We start from the raw sequence: 13,427 nt of genomic DNA, 5'->3' as shown, positions 1-13,427 counted from the left end.
GCGCCGCTCAGCCGATAAGGCCGAGCCCCAGCACCAGCACGAGGAACAGTGTCGCGATCACCTGCACGAAGACCAGCAACACCAGTGTGCGTGCGAGCGCCGAGGCGCGGCCGAGGCGATAGGCGCCGCGAAGCTGGCGATAGATGTGGAAGGGCGGGATCAGCGTCGCGGCGAGGAACAGGCCGCCGGACCAGACGCCGAACGCGCCGAGGATTGTCAGCACGATGAACAAGAGCGACATGAACGCCAGCGAATAGGTGACGAATACCGCGTGATCATAGGCGTGAAACTGGCGCTTCCAGGCGAACAGCAGCCAAACGAACGGCACCGACAGCGGGATCAGCAGCCACGAGAACTTGTAGCTGTTCGCCTGTAGCTTGTAGAGGGCGAGGCCAGGATTCTTGGTCGCCTTCTCGATCCCGTAGTCGAGACGCTTCCAGCCGGTCTTGAAGTTCGCGGTGTATTCGTCCTGGGCCTTGAACACCGGCTGCGCCTCGACCACCACCTTCAGTTCGCGGTCGATCTCGGCCAGCCGCTCGCGTGCGCGCGCTTTTCGCGCGTCGGTCGATTGGGGGTCGTTCAGCCGCTTCAGCTGCACCTCGCGCGTCGAGACGAGCTCCTTCTTGGCTTCCTCAAGGCCCGAGGCGACCTTGCCCGTGGCGTTCCCCACATCGGCGGGCGGCGCGATGCCGAGGATCGACAGCACGGCGAACAGCGTGAAGACCGAAAAGAGGAACATCGCCATCGGCGACACGAACTTGGCGCGCTCGCCTTCGATATAGCGGCGGGTGAGCTCGCCGGGACGGCGGATCAGCATCGGCAGCGTCGCCCACATCCGCCCCTCGAAATGGAGGACGCCGTGCAGCAGGTCGTGCCAGATCGCGCCGATCGAGCGATGGAGGTGCGCCGCCTGGCCGCAGGCATAGCAATATTCGCCGATCAGCGTCGTGCCGCAATTGAGGCAGGCGCCGTGACCGGCCGCTCCCGCATGCGCGTGTCCGTGACGATCGACCGCCTGCGCCATCAGCGCACCGGTGGCCAGATCGCCGAGCCCCTCGATTTCCCCCGCCATGCCCGCTGATCTATCGCGAAGCTTTCGTCGATGCGAGCGCAACTTCGTTGCAGTGCGGCGAGGCTTGCGCGAAAGGCAAGGCATGACCGACCGCGACTGGCAGCAATGGATGATCGCCGCGGGCACGCGCGCCCGAGCCGCCGCACGAATCCTCGCGCGCACGCCGGCTGAGGCGAGGCGCGCCGGGCTGCGCGCGGCGGCGGCGGCGATCCGTGATCGGGCGGACGCGATCCTCGCGGCGAATGCGGCCGATATCGCGCGGGCCGAAGCGGCGGGGCTGTCGGGGGCGATGCTCGACCGGCTGCGACTAGATCCCGCCCGGCTGGAAGGCGTGGCCGCGGGGGTCGAGGCGGTCGCCGGCCTCGACGATCCGGTGGGATCGGTGATCGATCGGCGCGAGCGGCCCAACGGCCTCGACCTGACGCGGGTTCGGGTGCCGGTGGGAGTGCTCGGCATCATCTTCGAAAGCCGGCCCAATGTGACCGCCGATGCCGGCGCGCTGGCGGTGATGTCGGGCAACGCCGCCATCCTGCGCGGCGGGTCGGAGGCGGTGGAGACCAACCGCGCGCTGTACGCCGCGCTGGTCGCGGGGCTCGTCGACGCGGGGCTGCCGGCCGACGCCGTCCAGCTGGTCGAGACGACCGATCGCGCGGCGGTGGGCGCGATGCTGGCGGCAGCGGGGTTGATCGACCTCATCATCCCGCGTGGCGGCAAGAGCCTGGTCGCGCGCGTGCAGGCAGAGGCGCGGGTGCCTGTCCTCGCGCATCTCGACGGGCTCAACCACACCTATCTCCACGCCGCCGCCGACCCGGCCAAGGCCGAGGCGCTGGCGATCAACGCCAAGCTTCGCCGCACCGGTGTCTGCGGCGCGACCGAGACGCTGCTGATCGACCGGGCGTTTCCGGAGCCCGGCCGGGTCCTCGCGGCCCTCGTCGATGCGGGCTGCGAGATCCGCGGCGATGCCGAGGTACAGGCGCTCGATCCCCGGGTCGTCGCGGTCGAGGACGCGGACTGGGACACCGAGTATCTCGATGCGGTGCTGAGTGTCGGCTTCGTCGACGGCCTCGACCAAGCGATCGCACATGTCGAGCGTCACGGCTCGCACCACACCGACGCGATCGTGACCGAAGACACCGCCGCCGCCGAGCGTTTCCTTGCCGAGGTCGATTCGGCGATCGTCATGTGGAACGCCTCGACCCAGTTCGCCGATGGCGGCGAGTTCGGGCTGGGGGCGGAGATCGGCATCGCCACGGGTCGGCTTCACGCGCGGGGGCCGGTCGCGCTGGAGGGTCTGACGACCTACAAATGGCAGGTCCGGGGCACCGGCCAGACCCGGCCTTGAAGGGGGACGGGCAGGGGCGTAGCCTGGCGGCATGAACGAGCCAGCGAAAATCCGCATCGGCGCTGCTGATCGGGGCGACGTGGTGCCTCATGAAATCGTCATGACCGAACTCGACGCGACGATCGCCAAGCATCAGGCTCGATGCGGCGGATAGTCCGGGCTGCGCCGGCTATTCAGGACCTGCGACGGATCGAGAAGTGGCTCGGCGAAAAGCGCTCTGCTGAGGTTGCCGCGCGGACGCTGACACGGATCGGGCAACGAGCCGATCAACCCGAAACATTCGCGGCGCTGGGTCGCCGCGAGCGCGGCGATGTCCGGACGCTGGTGGTCTATGACAGGCCCTATCCGATACTCGACCGCATCGACTCGGCCGTCGTGGATGTTCTTCGCCCACGCCACGCGCGCGAGGACTGGCGGGCGCAGCCATGACCGCGCGGCGGATCGGGCTGATGGGCGGGTCGTTCAATCCGGCGCATGGCGGGCACCGCTTTATTGCGCTGCAGGCGATCCGCGCGCTCGACCTCGACGAGATCTGGTGGCTCGTCTCGCCGGGCAATCCGCTCAAGGAAGCGGCGGGGGACATGGCGCCCTATGCGGCGCGGGTCGCCTCGGCGCGGGCGATGGCGCGGCATGCGCCGATCCGCGTCTCGACGATCGAGGCGCGGCTGGGCACGCGATATACCGTCGATCTGCTCGAACGACTGCCGCTCCTTTATCCGAAGAAGCGGTTCGTGTGGATCATGGGGTCGGACAATCTTGCCGGATTTCACAAGTGGCAGCGCTGGCGCGACATCGCGCGTGCGCTGCCGATTGCGGTAATCGCGCGTCCGGGCTATGACGGAGATGCCCTCGCAAGTCCCGCGATGGGCTGGCTGCGGCGCGCCGTGCGGCCCGCAGGCCAGGCAAGACGATGGGACGAGTGGAGATTGCCCGGCCTCGTGCTGTTGCGCTTCCGCCCCGACCGACGTTCGGCGACCGGCATCCGTGCCGCCGATCCTGCCTGGCACCGCCGTTATCTGGACGATCGGCGTTCCTCCACCCCTTCCGCACGCGCCTAGGAGCAGCATTGGCCCAGACCCGTCCCGTTTCGTCCACGCCCGACGCCGACCCGGCCGGGGCGCTGCACGCCCTCGTCCTCGCCTCGCTGGACGACGATCAGGCGCTTGAGACGGTTTCGATCCCGCTGACCGGCAAGTCGAGCATCGCAGATTACATGGTGATCTCGTCGGGCCGCTCGACGCGCCAGGTCGCGTCGATGGCGCAGAAGCTGGCCGAGCGGATCAAGCGCGAGCGCGGCATCTCGGCCCGGGTCGAGGGGCTGACCAATGCCGACTGGGTGCTGATCGACGCCGGCGACGTGATCGTCCACCTGTTCCGGCCCGAGGTGCGCAGCTTCTATAATCTCGAGCGGATGTGGGCGTTCGGCGACGCGCCGCCAGTGCCGCCCGCGCCCGCCGCCTGACCCCCGCTTGCTGCTCCACATCGTCGCGCGCGGGCGGATCGGCCGGGGGCCGGAGGCCGAGCTGGTCGATCGATATCTGAAGCGGGTCGGCTGGCCGGTGCGCGTAACCGAGCTGCCCGATACCGGCGGCAAGCTGCCCCCGGTCGAGCCCGGCACCCGACTGATCCTGCTCGACGAGAAAGGGGAGCAGCCCGGCAGCATGGCCTTTGCCGAGAAGCTTGGCCGCTGGCGCGACGATGGGGTGCGCGAGGCGCGGTTCATGCTGGGTGCCGCCGACGGCTTCGGCGAGGCGGAGCGGGCGCGCGCCGACTGGCTGATCGCGTTCGGGCGGATGACCTGGCCGCACCTGATGGCGCGGGCGATGCTCGCCGAGCAATTGTGGCGCGCGACGAGCATCCTTGCCGGCCACCCCTATCATCGCGAGGGATGAGGCAGGCGCTCGCCCTGATCGCGCTGCCCGCGCTGCTGATGCCCGTGGCGACGGGCGCGCAGCAGGCGGGCGTCGATCAGCGTGAGCAACTGGTCCGCGCCAACCGCGCCTCACGGGCCGCACAGGCGCGGGCCGAGGCGCTCGAGAAACAGGCCGACGCCGCGAAGAATGCCGCCGAGCAGGCGCGTCGCGAACAGGCGGCGGTCGCCGCCCGCGCCGAAGCGGCCGAGGCCGATATCGCCGCGGCGCGCGCGCGGATCGCGCTGGTCGATCGCGCGCTGGCCGATCAGCGCCGCCGGCTGGATGCACAGCGCGCGCCGACGATGCGGCTGGTCGCGGCGCTCCAGTCGCTCGCCCGCCGACCCGCGTCGCTTGCGCTGCTCCAGCCCGGTTCTACGCGCGACGCGGTGCATGTCCGTGCCCTGCTCGCCGGCATCGTGCCGGTCGTGCGCGCGCGGAGTGCTGCAGTGCAGGGCGAGATCGAGCGCACTCGGCGCCTGCGCCGCGGCGCCGAACTCGCCGCCGCCAGCCTGCGCGATGGGCGTGCGCGGCTGGAAGCTGAACGACAGAAGCTGCTCGAGCTGGAGAGCGCCAGCCGCCTCCGCTCGCGTCAGCTTGCGCGCGGCGCGCTCACCGAATCGGATCGGGCGATCGCGCTGGGCGAAGAGGCGCGCGATATCGTCGATCAGATCGCCGTCGCCGACGCGGCCAAGACGACGCGCGCGCGCCTGCTGGAACTCGGCGAGCCGCTGCCGCGCCCCGATGCGGCGGCGGAGAAGTTCGAGGCACCGCCCCCCTATCGCCTGCCGGTGCGCGGCCGGATCGTTACCGGCCTCGGTGAAATCAGCGAGAGCGGCGTCCGCTCGCGCGGACTGACGATCGAGGTGGCGGCCGGGACGCCGGTGGTGGCGCCTGCGCCCGGCCGGGTGATGTTCGCGCGCCGCTTCGGCGGCTATGGCACTGTCGTCATCCTCGATCACGGCGAGGGATGGACGACGTTGCTCTCCGGCCTCGACGGCGCGCAGGTCTCGCCAGGCGGTGCGGTCGGAGCAGGGATGCCGCTGGGGCGAGCGGGACCGCGCGTGACCGTCGAATTGCGCCGTCGCGGCCAGCCCTTCGACCTTGTCGCGCTGCTCCGATAAACTTGGGTCTGTGGCTTTAATGGCACGCAACTTGCCGCTATCTTCGGTCGCAGCGTTTGAAAAGGAATTGCGTTCGATGCCCCGTCCGATGCTTCAGGCCCTCGCCGCGACCGCCGCCATCGCGATGGTGCCGCTCGCGACGGGTGCGATGGCCCAGGTCGATACCAACAGCTATCGCGAACTCGACCTGTTCATGGACGTCTACAACCGGGTGAAGGGCGAATATGTCGACAAGGTCGACGACAAGACGCTGGTGAAGGGCGCCATTCAGGGCATGCTCGCCGCACTCGATCCTCACAGCGCCTATGTCGATGCGCTCGATTTCGAGAATATGCGCATCCAGACCGAGGGCAATTACGGCGGCCTCGGCCTGACCGTCACGCAGGAGGACGGCGCGGTCAAGGTGATCGCCCCCACTGAGGATTCGCCCGCGTTCCGCGCCGGTATCAAGGCAGGCGACTACATCACCCACATCGGCGGCAAGCTGATCTTCGGCGAGGCTTTGGACGAAGCGATCGAGGGGATGCGGGGGCAGCCGGGGACCAAGGTCACGCTGACGATCGTGCGCCCCGGCCGCGACAAGCCGCTCGAACTCACCATGGCGCGCGAGATCATCGTGCAGAAGCCGGTGAAGTGGGAGGTCAAGAACGGCGTCGGCATCATCAATATCAACACCTTCTCGGCCTCGACCGGCGCCGACACGCGTGCGGCGATCACCGCGATCGACAAGTCGCTGGGGCGCAAGCCGACGGGCTATATCGTCGATCTGCGCTCGAATGGCGGCGGCTTGCTGACGCAGGCGATCGAGGTGTCCGACGTCTTCCTCGAACGCGGCGAAATCGTGTCGCAGCGCGGGCGCGAGAAGGCCGATATCGAGCGTTACTATGCGCGCGCCGGCGATCTGGCGGGCGGCCTGCCGATCATCGTGCTGGTCGATGCGGGCACCGCCTCGGCCAGCGAGATCGTCGCCGGCGCGCTGCAGGACCATCACCGCGCGATCGTCATGGGCGAGCGGACCTTCGGCAAGGGATCGGTGCAGACGCTGCTCCAGCTCGGGCCGGCGAACGCGCTCAGGCTGACGACGGCGCGTTACTTCACCCCCTCGGGCCGGTCGGTGCAGGAGGGCGGGATCGAGCCCGACCTCGCCGTGCCGCAGCTGTCCGACGAGGATTACAAGACGCGCCCCGTCTTCCGCGAGGCCGACCTGCGCCGCCACCTGATCAACGAGGCGAAGGTCGACAACAAGGTGCTGGAGGAGGACGCGAAGACCGATCCGCGCTTCGCCGCCACCGCCGAGCAGCTGAAGAAGCAGGGGGTCGAGGACTTCCAGCTCGATTATGCGGTAAAAACGATCGCCCGGCTCGGCGCGCCCGCGCAGATGGCGGCGGCGGCGCCGGCAAAGGTCGCGGCGAAGCGCTGAGCCGATGCCGCAATCGCTGACGCTCGCGCGCTTGCTGGCGCTCGTCCTGCCGCTCGCGTTGCTGGCGGGGGCATGGGCATCGCAGCTGTTCGGCGGGCTCTATCCATGCGAGATGTGCCACTGGCAGCGCTGGCCGCATTATGCCGCGCTCGCCCCGGCGCTGCTCGCCTTCGCCCTGCCGGGCAGGGCGGCGAAGCGCGCGATGGTGACGCTCGCGGCGCTGCTGATCGCCGTCAGCGGGGCGATTGGCGTGTTTCACGCGGGGGTCGAATATCACTGGTGGCAGGGGATCACCGCCTGCACCGCGCCCGCGCCGCGCGGCGGCGACCTCCTCGCCGACATCCTGTCGCGCCCGATGATCCGCTGCGACGTGGCGCAATGGACCTTGGGCGGGGTTTCGCTGGCGGGATTCAACGCCATCTTTTCGCTGACGGGCGCGACAGCGATCCTCGTGCTCGCATGGAAGAGGCATAGGGCATGACCGAGACAAGCTGGCGGCCGGGCGACAGGCGCGAGAAGATCCGCTCGATGATCCGCGTCGATCAGGCGGGCGAATACGGCGCAACGCGAATATACGCCGGGCAACTCGCGATCCTGGGCGATCACGGCCCGCACGCCGCCGAAATCGCCGGCATGGCGCAGCAGGAAGCGCGGCACCGCGAGTATTTCGACCGGCTCATCGCCGAGCGTGGCGTGCGGCCGACGCTGCTCCAGCCCTTCTGGAACGTCGCGGGTTTTGCGCTGGGAGCTGTCACCGCCACGATCGGGCCGGAGGCGGCGATGGCTTGCACGGCGGCCGTCGAGACCGAGATCGACAAGCATTACGAGGACCAGCTCGCGGAGTTGGGCGACGACGATCCCGAGCTTGCCGAGCACATCCGGCAATTCCAGGCCGAGGAGCTGGAGCACAAGGAAGCCGCACTCGCCGCTGGAGCCGAGCAGGCGCCTGCCTATCCGCTGATGAGCGCGGTGATCCGCGCAGGCTGCCGTGCGGCCATCGCGATTTCCAAACGTATCTGATAGCCTGCAAAGGCACCGTTCGCAGCGCCGGGCGTTTTGCCGGCAGGAGATAGTCTCATGACGTTCAAGTCGATCGCTCTTGCCGCTGCCGCCACGATCGGCGTCGCGGCGTTGTCCGCGCCCGCCGCCGCGCAGGTGCAGAACGGCGTCCTTTACATCTACGGCAACGACAAGTGCCCGACCAACGCCGATGGCGAGGAAATCGTCGTCTGCGTCCGCAAGAGCGAGGCCGAGCGCTTTCGCATCCCGCAGGAGCTACGCGAGCTCGAGATCACGCCGCAGAACGAAGCGTGGGCGGCGCGCGCCGAAGGCACGCTCAATGCCGGCCAGTCGGGGATCGGCAGTTGCTCGGCGGTCGGCATCGGCGGCGCGACGGGTTGCTACGGCCAGGCAGCCGACCGCAACCGCGCCGAGCGCCGCGCGCGTCGCGACGCGCAGAATGTGCTGGACGACTGATCCTTAACGCGAGAGGCGGCGGCGGTTCGCCGCCACCTTGCGCCGATAATGGCGGACGGTGTTCTGACCTGCGGCGAGCGGCGTCGTTCCCATGCCGCCGGTCAGGTAGCGCATCTGAAGCTCGGTGATCGCGGCGATCTTCTCGCTAACCATCCGTACCGCTTCCTTGTCCGATCCCGGCGCTTGCCAGGCGAAGCCGCTGAGCCGCGTCGCGATGACGAACGACGCCTCCACGCCCAATAGCCACGTCTGATAGCCGAGCATCGCCCAGTCGGCATAATGGGGAGTGCGCGTCGACATGATGGTGCTCCCGCGCCGGCCCGAAGCTGTCCGGCCGCGATGCCTATATCAGGTCGTGTTGCATCGCACCAACGGCCGGTTGCCGGTCGCCGTGCTTTTCCGCTAGCCGGTGCGCATGGCACGTCCGTCCGCCTTGCTGTTCGCGCTCGTATGGCTCTCGGCGGCTTGGTTCGGGTCTTGGTGCTGGAACCCCAACAATGCCGTGCGTCTGTTCGCGGCGATCTCGATCGTCGAGCGGCACGACGCGGCGATCAATCGTTTCGAGCATCTGACGATCGACAAGGCACGGTTCGGCCCCAACTTCTATCTCGACAAGCCGCCGGGCATGACGCTGATGGCGCTGCCTTTCGTCATGTTGGCCGACGCGGCGACGGGCGACCGCGCCGACGACAAGGTGCTGGCGGCCGAGGATGCGAGCTTCGACCGCTACATGAAGCTGCGCCTGTGGCTGGCCGCGGCGGCGATCAATGCGACGCTGCTGGCGCTCGCGGCGGTAGCGGTGATGGACATTGGCCGCCGCGTGACCGGGTCGGTCGCGGCGGGGGTGTTCGGCGCGCTCGCGTTCGCGATGGGCACCCCGCTCTGGGGCTGGGCAACCACCTTGTTCGGGCATTGCGCGGTCGCGTCGTTGCTTGTGATCGCAATCCGCCTCATCCTGAAGGGAACGAGCGACGATCGCGGCCGCGGCGATGCGCCGCTCGCCGGGCTCGCCCTCGGCTGGGCGCTGGTGATCGAGCACAGCGCGTTGATCTTCGCGCTGCCGGTCGGTGCTTTCGCGCTGTGGCGAATGCGTGGACTGGCGCGCGCCGAAGCGTCAAGTGTAGCGATCGCCGTCGTTGCGGGCGCTGCAGCGATGGTGCCGCTCCTCGCCTACAACCTCTTTGCGTTCGGGACGCCGTTCCGGCTCGGCTACCAGGGCGTGGTCGGCTGGGAGGGGATGGACCAGGGGCTGTTTGGCCTCACCTATCCGCACCTTGCGGTGTTGGGCGAAGTGTTGTGGGGAACGCGTCGCGGGATCGTCTGGGTCGCGCCGGTGCTGGTCGCCGCGTTGCCGGGGTTTCGGTTCCTGTGGCGAAGTGAATGGCGCGATCTGGCGGTGCTGGCGCTCGTGGGTGCGGTCGTCGCGTTCCTCTACAATGCCTCCTATGTCTATTGGGACGGGGGTAACTCGACCGGCCCGCGCCATGCGATGCCAGCGGTCGCGTTCCTGTCGCTCGCGCTGCCGAGTGTCTGGGCGGGGGGAGGGTGCTGGGTGCGAGCGGGTCTCGCCGCGCTGCTGACGGGCAGCATTGCCATCAATCTGACGATCGCCGCGGCCGAGATCACTGCCCCGTGGAGCGCCGACAATGCGCTGATCGACGGCGTGTGGGCCGACCGGTTCGGGCCGGGATATCTGCGGACCATCCCCAATGAGTTTTTCGGCTTCACGCCATGGCAGGGGCTCGGTCTCTGGGCGGTGCTTGCCGCGATCACTTTCGCGCTGCTGCTTTCTTCGATCACTCGACAGCCGCATGCCGCGAACATATATCGAACGGATGGCGCAGCTCGACGTTCGTGAGAAACTCGGCATCCTGGCGGACGCGGCAAAGTACGACGCCTCCTGCGCATCGTCGGGCACGACCAAGCGCAACTCGGCCGGCGGCAAGGGGATCGGTTCGACCGAGGGGATGGGAATCTGCCATGCCTATGCGCCCGACGGCCGATGCATCAGCCTTCTGAAAATTCTGCTGACCAACAGCTGCATCTTCGATTGTCATTACTGCATCAACCGCAAGTCCTCGAACGTCCGCCGCGCGCGATTTACGGCGCAGGAGGTCGTCGCGCTGACGATGAGCTTCTACAAGCGCAACTATATCGAGGGATTGTTCCTGTCTTCGGGCATCATTCGTTCGCCCGATTACACGATGGAGCAGATCGTCGAGGTGGCGCGATCGCTGCGTGAGGATCACCAGTTCCGCGGCTACATTCACCTCAAGACGATCCCTGACGCCGATCTCGAGCTGGTTCGGCTCGCGGGGCTGCACGCCGATCGCGTGTCGATCAATGTCGAACTGCCGACGGTGCCGGGCCTCACCCGGCTGGCCCCCGAGAAATCGGCGACGCGGATCGAGGGGGCGATGCGCGACATGAAGACCGCGATCGTCGACACCGCCGATGCGCGCAAGCGCTATCGCTCTGCCCCGCGCTTCGCCCCTGCCGGTCAGTCGACACAGATGATCGTGGGGGCCGACGCCGCCACCGACCGTGACATCGTGACCAAGGCGGCAACGCTCTACCACCGGTTCAGCCTGCGCCGCGTCTACTATTCCGCATTCAGCCCGATTCCCGAGGCGAGCGCGGTGCTGCCGCTCCAACGCCCGCCCTTGATGCGCGAGCATCGGCTCTATCAGTCCGACTGGCTGATGCGCTTCTACGACTATGCGCCGGGCGAGGTCGCCGCGGCGGCCGATCCTGCGACGGGCATGATGCCGCTCGATATCGACCCCAAACTTGCCTGGGCGCTCAAGTTTCGCGAGCGTTTCCCCGTCGACGTCAACCGCGCGCCGCGCGAGGACCTGCTGCGGGTGCCCGGTCTTGGCGTGAAGGCAGTCAATTCGATCCTCAAGGCCCGGAAGTGGCGACGGCTTGCGCTTGATGACGTGGGCCGGCTGACGGTCTCGGTCGCCAAGGTGCGGCCGTTCATCGTCGCAGAGGGCTGGCGGCCGGTGATGCTGACTGACCGGGCCGACCTGAAACCGCTCGTCGCGCCGAAGCGTGAGCAGCTCGAACTCTTTGCGGCATGATAGCGGTTCGCAGGTGAAACGCCCACGCGGCTGGCGGGTTGGACCTGGCGAACTCCCGCTCAAGGAATTGCCCATGGCCGATGCCAAGATCTTCGCCGACCTGAAGAAGGATCACGACCTCCACCGCCAGCTCCTGAAGCAGATCGACGCCGCCGATGAGGGCAAGCGCGCCGACCTGTTCGAGCAGTTCCGCGTCGAAGTTACGGCGCATGCCGCGGCAGAGGAGGAGTCGCTGTACGCGACGATGCTCGCCAAGCCCGACCTGCGCGACGAGGCGCGCCATTCGGTGTCTGAGCACAAGGAGATCGACGACTTCTTCGAGGAGATGGTCGAGCTCGACCCCGCGTCGGACGAGTGGAAGGAAAAGTTCGACGCGATGCGCCATCGCTACGAGCATCACATCGACGAGGAAGAGGAAGAGATGTTCCCCGAGGCGGCCGAGGACCTTGACGATGCCGAGGTCACTCGGCTGGCGAAGGTGTTCGAGGCGCGCAAGCCGAGGGAGCTCGAAATGGCCGAGGCGAACGAGCCCGGCGACGATCGCGAGTAAACCGGCCGCATGGGCATTCGCGTCGCGCGTCTCGACGCCCCCGACGATTTCGAGGGGTGGCGAGATGCCGCGCGGATGCTCGCAACCGAGCGGGTGCCGCCCGATCGCGTGATCTGGCAGGTGGCGGGACATGCGGCCGACCTGTTCGCGGAGGCGCCGCCCTCGATCGACCCGCCGCCGCCCGCGCCGCCACCGGCATTCCGTGTGCCCAAGGCATTCGTCGATCTGGCTCGCGACGTCGTGCTGCACAGCGATCCCGAGCGGTTCGCGCGCCTTTACGCGATGCTCGTCCGGCTGATCGAGCAGCCCCGGCTGATCGACGATCGCGCCGACCCGGCACGCCGCCGCCTCGACGAGATGGCCAAGGCGGTGCGGCGCGACATCCACAAGATGCGGGCATTCCTCCGTTTCCGCGAAGTCGCTGATGACGGGGAAGAGCGGTTCGTGGCGTGGTTCGAGCCCGAGCATCATATCGTCCGCGCCAATGCCGCCTTCTTCGTCAACCGGTTCAACACGATGCGCTGGTCGATCCTGTCGCCCGAGGTGTCGCTGCACTGGGATACCGAAACGCTGCGCGAGGGGCCGGGGGCGGTGAAGGCCGATGCGCCCGACGGCGATCCGATCGAGGCGGTGTGGAAGACTTACTACGCGTCGATCTTCAACCCCGCGCGGCTGAAGGTCGGGGCGATGCTGCGCGAGATGCCGCGCAAATACTGGAAGAACATGCCCGAGACGGCGCTGGTCGGCGAACTGGTCGCGGGCGCGCGGGCGCGGGAGACGGCGATGATCGAGACGGCACGCGCGGCCACGCCCGGCGGCAATGTCGAGGGCGCGTGGAAGGCGCTGCGCGAGGAGGCGATGGGCTGCACCCGCTGCCCCCTCTACAAGCCGGCCACGCAGACGGTGTTCGGCGAGGGGCCGCTCGATGCGCGCCTGATGTTCGTCGGCGAGCAGCCGGGCGATCAGGAGGATCTGTCGGGCCGGCCCTTTGTGGGTCCGGCGGGACAGGTGTTCGACCGGGCAATGGGCGAGGCGGGGATCGACCGCACGGCCGTCTATGTCACCAATGCCGTCAAGCATTTCAAGTTCGAGCCGCGCGGCAAGCGCCGCATCCACGCCAAGCCCGATGCGGGCGAGATCGATGCCTGTCGCTGGTGGATAGAGCAGGAGCGGATGCTGCTGACGCCCAAGCTGACGGTGGCGCTGGGCGCCACGGCGGCGCGGTCGTTGACGGGAAGAACGGTGACGATCTCGCGCGAGCGCGGGCGGCCGATCGCGCTGGCGGATGGCGGCGAGGGGTGGATCACGGTGCACCCGAGCTTTCTGCTGCGTCTGCCGGACAAGGCGGCGGCGGAGGCCGAATTTGCGCGGTTCGTCGAGGATTTGCGGAACGCGGCGGCGTACATCGGCTGACCGCGCCCTGGGCTTTTGCCGGGGTACGTGAGGGCGG

17 protein-coding genes are annotated in these 13,427 nt (G+C 68.4%); 15 read left to right on the top strand and 2 right to left on the bottom strand.

The window, feature by feature from the left end; all coding sequences use genetic code 11:
* Positions 1-7 precede the first annotated feature (7 nt).
* A complete protein-coding gene (locus COC42_RS02505) occupies positions 8-1,072 on the bottom strand; it encodes a DUF3667 domain-containing protein (protein ID WP_096341695.1) in 1,065 nt (354 codons plus the stop codon).
* An 82-nt stretch (positions 1,073-1,154) separates the two neighbouring features.
* Between COC42_RS02505 and COC42_RS02500 the strand changes: the two genes are divergently transcribed.
* The 11 genes from COC42_RS02500 to COC42_RS02455 all read left to right on the top strand — a co-directional run bounded on the left by COC42_RS02500 (position 1,155) and on the right by COC42_RS02455 (position 8,344).
* Positions 1,155-2,414 carry a glutamate-5-semialdehyde dehydrogenase gene (locus tag COC42_RS02500; RefSeq protein WP_096341694.1) on the top strand — a complete coding sequence of 420 codons (1,260 nt, stop codon included), beginning with the start codon at positions 1,155-1,157 and terminating at the stop codon, positions 2,412-2,414.
* Between the two features lie 31 nt (positions 2,415-2,445).
* Complete coding sequence (locus tag COC42_RS18045; RefSeq protein WP_281253068.1) at positions 2,446-2,568, top strand: hypothetical protein; 123 nt, start codon at positions 2,446-2,448, stop codon at positions 2,566-2,568.
* The gene (locus COC42_RS02495) at positions 2,556-2,843 is read left to right on the top strand and encodes a type II toxin-antitoxin system RelE/ParE family toxin (RefSeq protein WP_096341693.1); all 288 of its coding nucleotides are present in this window, start codon (positions 2,556-2,558) and stop codon (positions 2,841-2,843) included. The genes COC42_RS18045 and COC42_RS02495 overlap by 13 nt, the downstream gene beginning before the upstream one ends.
* On the top strand, positions 2,840-3,472 hold the full coding sequence (locus tag COC42_RS02490; RefSeq protein WP_096341692.1) for a nicotinate-nucleotide adenylyltransferase: 633 nt from the start codon (positions 2,840-2,842) through the stop codon (positions 3,470-3,472). Before COC42_RS02495 ends, COC42_RS02490 begins: the two co-directional genes overlap by 4 nt.
* Positions 3,473-3,480: 8 nt before the next feature.
* Entirely contained in the window at positions 3,481-3,876 is a 396-nt protein-coding gene (gene rsfS, locus COC42_RS02485) for a ribosome silencing factor (protein ID WP_096341691.1), read from the top strand.
* A gap of 7 nt (positions 3,877-3,883) precedes the next feature.
* Positions 3,884-4,306: a 23S rRNA (pseudouridine(1915)-N(3))-methyltransferase RlmH gene (locus tag COC42_RS02480; RefSeq protein ID WP_096341690.1), complete on the top strand. Its 423-nt coding sequence runs from the start codon at positions 3,884-3,886 to the stop codon at positions 4,304-4,306.
* Complete coding sequence (locus COC42_RS02475; protein ID WP_245843771.1) at positions 4,303-5,448, top strand: murein hydrolase activator EnvC family protein; 1,146 nt, start codon at positions 4,303-4,305, stop codon at positions 5,446-5,448. Before COC42_RS02480 ends, COC42_RS02475 begins: the two co-directional genes overlap by 4 nt.
* A 76-nt stretch (positions 5,449-5,524) precedes the next feature.
* A complete protein-coding gene (locus COC42_RS02470) occupies positions 5,525-6,868 on the top strand; it encodes a S41 family peptidase (protein WP_096341689.1) in 1,344 nt (447 codons plus the stop codon).
* Between the two features lie 4 nt (positions 6,869-6,872).
* Positions 6,873-7,349 (top strand): disulfide bond formation protein B, encoded by a 477-nt coding sequence (locus tag COC42_RS02465; protein ID WP_096341688.1) that lies wholly within the window; start codon positions 6,873-6,875, stop codon positions 7,347-7,349.
* Positions 7,346-7,888 carry a demethoxyubiquinone hydroxylase family protein gene (locus tag COC42_RS02460; RefSeq protein ID WP_245843770.1) on the top strand — a complete coding sequence of 181 codons (543 nt, stop codon included), beginning with the start codon at positions 7,346-7,348 and terminating at the stop codon, positions 7,886-7,888. The genes COC42_RS02465 and COC42_RS02460 overlap by 4 nt, the downstream gene beginning before the upstream one ends.
* A gap of 57 nt (positions 7,889-7,945) precedes the next feature.
* Positions 7,946-8,344 carry a hypothetical protein gene (locus tag COC42_RS02455; protein ID WP_096341687.1) on the top strand — a complete coding sequence of 133 codons (399 nt, stop codon included), beginning with the start codon at positions 7,946-7,948 and terminating at the stop codon, positions 8,342-8,344.
* A 3-nt stretch (positions 8,345-8,347) separates the two neighbouring features.
* Here COC42_RS02455 and COC42_RS02450 read toward each other — a convergent pair whose 3' ends face one another.
* Entirely contained in the window at positions 8,348-8,644 is a 297-nt protein-coding gene (locus COC42_RS02450; RefSeq protein ID WP_096341686.1) for a hypothetical protein, read from the bottom strand.
* A 115-nt stretch (positions 8,645-8,759) separates the two neighbouring features.
* Here COC42_RS02450 and COC42_RS02445 point away from each other — a divergent pair, with 115 nt between their 5' ends.
* The 4 genes from COC42_RS02445 (at position 8,760) to COC42_RS02430 (ending at position 13,390) form a co-directional block, all read left to right on the top strand.
* Positions 8,760-10,202 carry a hypothetical protein gene (locus COC42_RS02445; RefSeq protein WP_141395764.1) on the top strand — a complete coding sequence of 481 codons (1,443 nt, stop codon included), beginning with the start codon at positions 8,760-8,762 and terminating at the stop codon, positions 10,200-10,202.
* A complete protein-coding gene (locus COC42_RS02440; protein WP_096341684.1) occupies positions 10,180-11,427 on the top strand; it encodes a putative DNA modification/repair radical SAM protein in 1,248 nt (415 codons plus the stop codon). Before COC42_RS02445 ends, COC42_RS02440 begins: the two co-directional genes overlap by 23 nt.
* A gap of 73 nt (positions 11,428-11,500) precedes the next feature.
* The gene (locus COC42_RS02435) at positions 11,501-11,977 is read left to right on the top strand and encodes a hemerythrin domain-containing protein (protein WP_096341683.1); all 477 of its coding nucleotides are present in this window, start codon (positions 11,501-11,503) and stop codon (positions 11,975-11,977) included.
* A gap of 15 nt (positions 11,978-11,992) precedes the next feature.
* Positions 11,993-13,390, top strand: a complete 1,398-nt coding sequence (locus tag COC42_RS02430; protein ID WP_096343039.1) for a UdgX family uracil-DNA binding protein — start codon at positions 11,993-11,995, stop codon at positions 13,388-13,390.
* The last annotated feature ends 37 nt before the right edge of the window (positions 13,391-13,427 follow it).

The organism is Sphingomonas spermidinifaciens, from assembly GCF_002351485.1.
GTDB classification, from domain to species: domain Bacteria; phylum Pseudomonadota; class Alphaproteobacteria; order Sphingomonadales; family Sphingomonadaceae; genus Sphingomonas; species Sphingomonas spermidinifaciens.
This window is presented reverse-complemented; position numbering and strand designations above follow the sequence as displayed.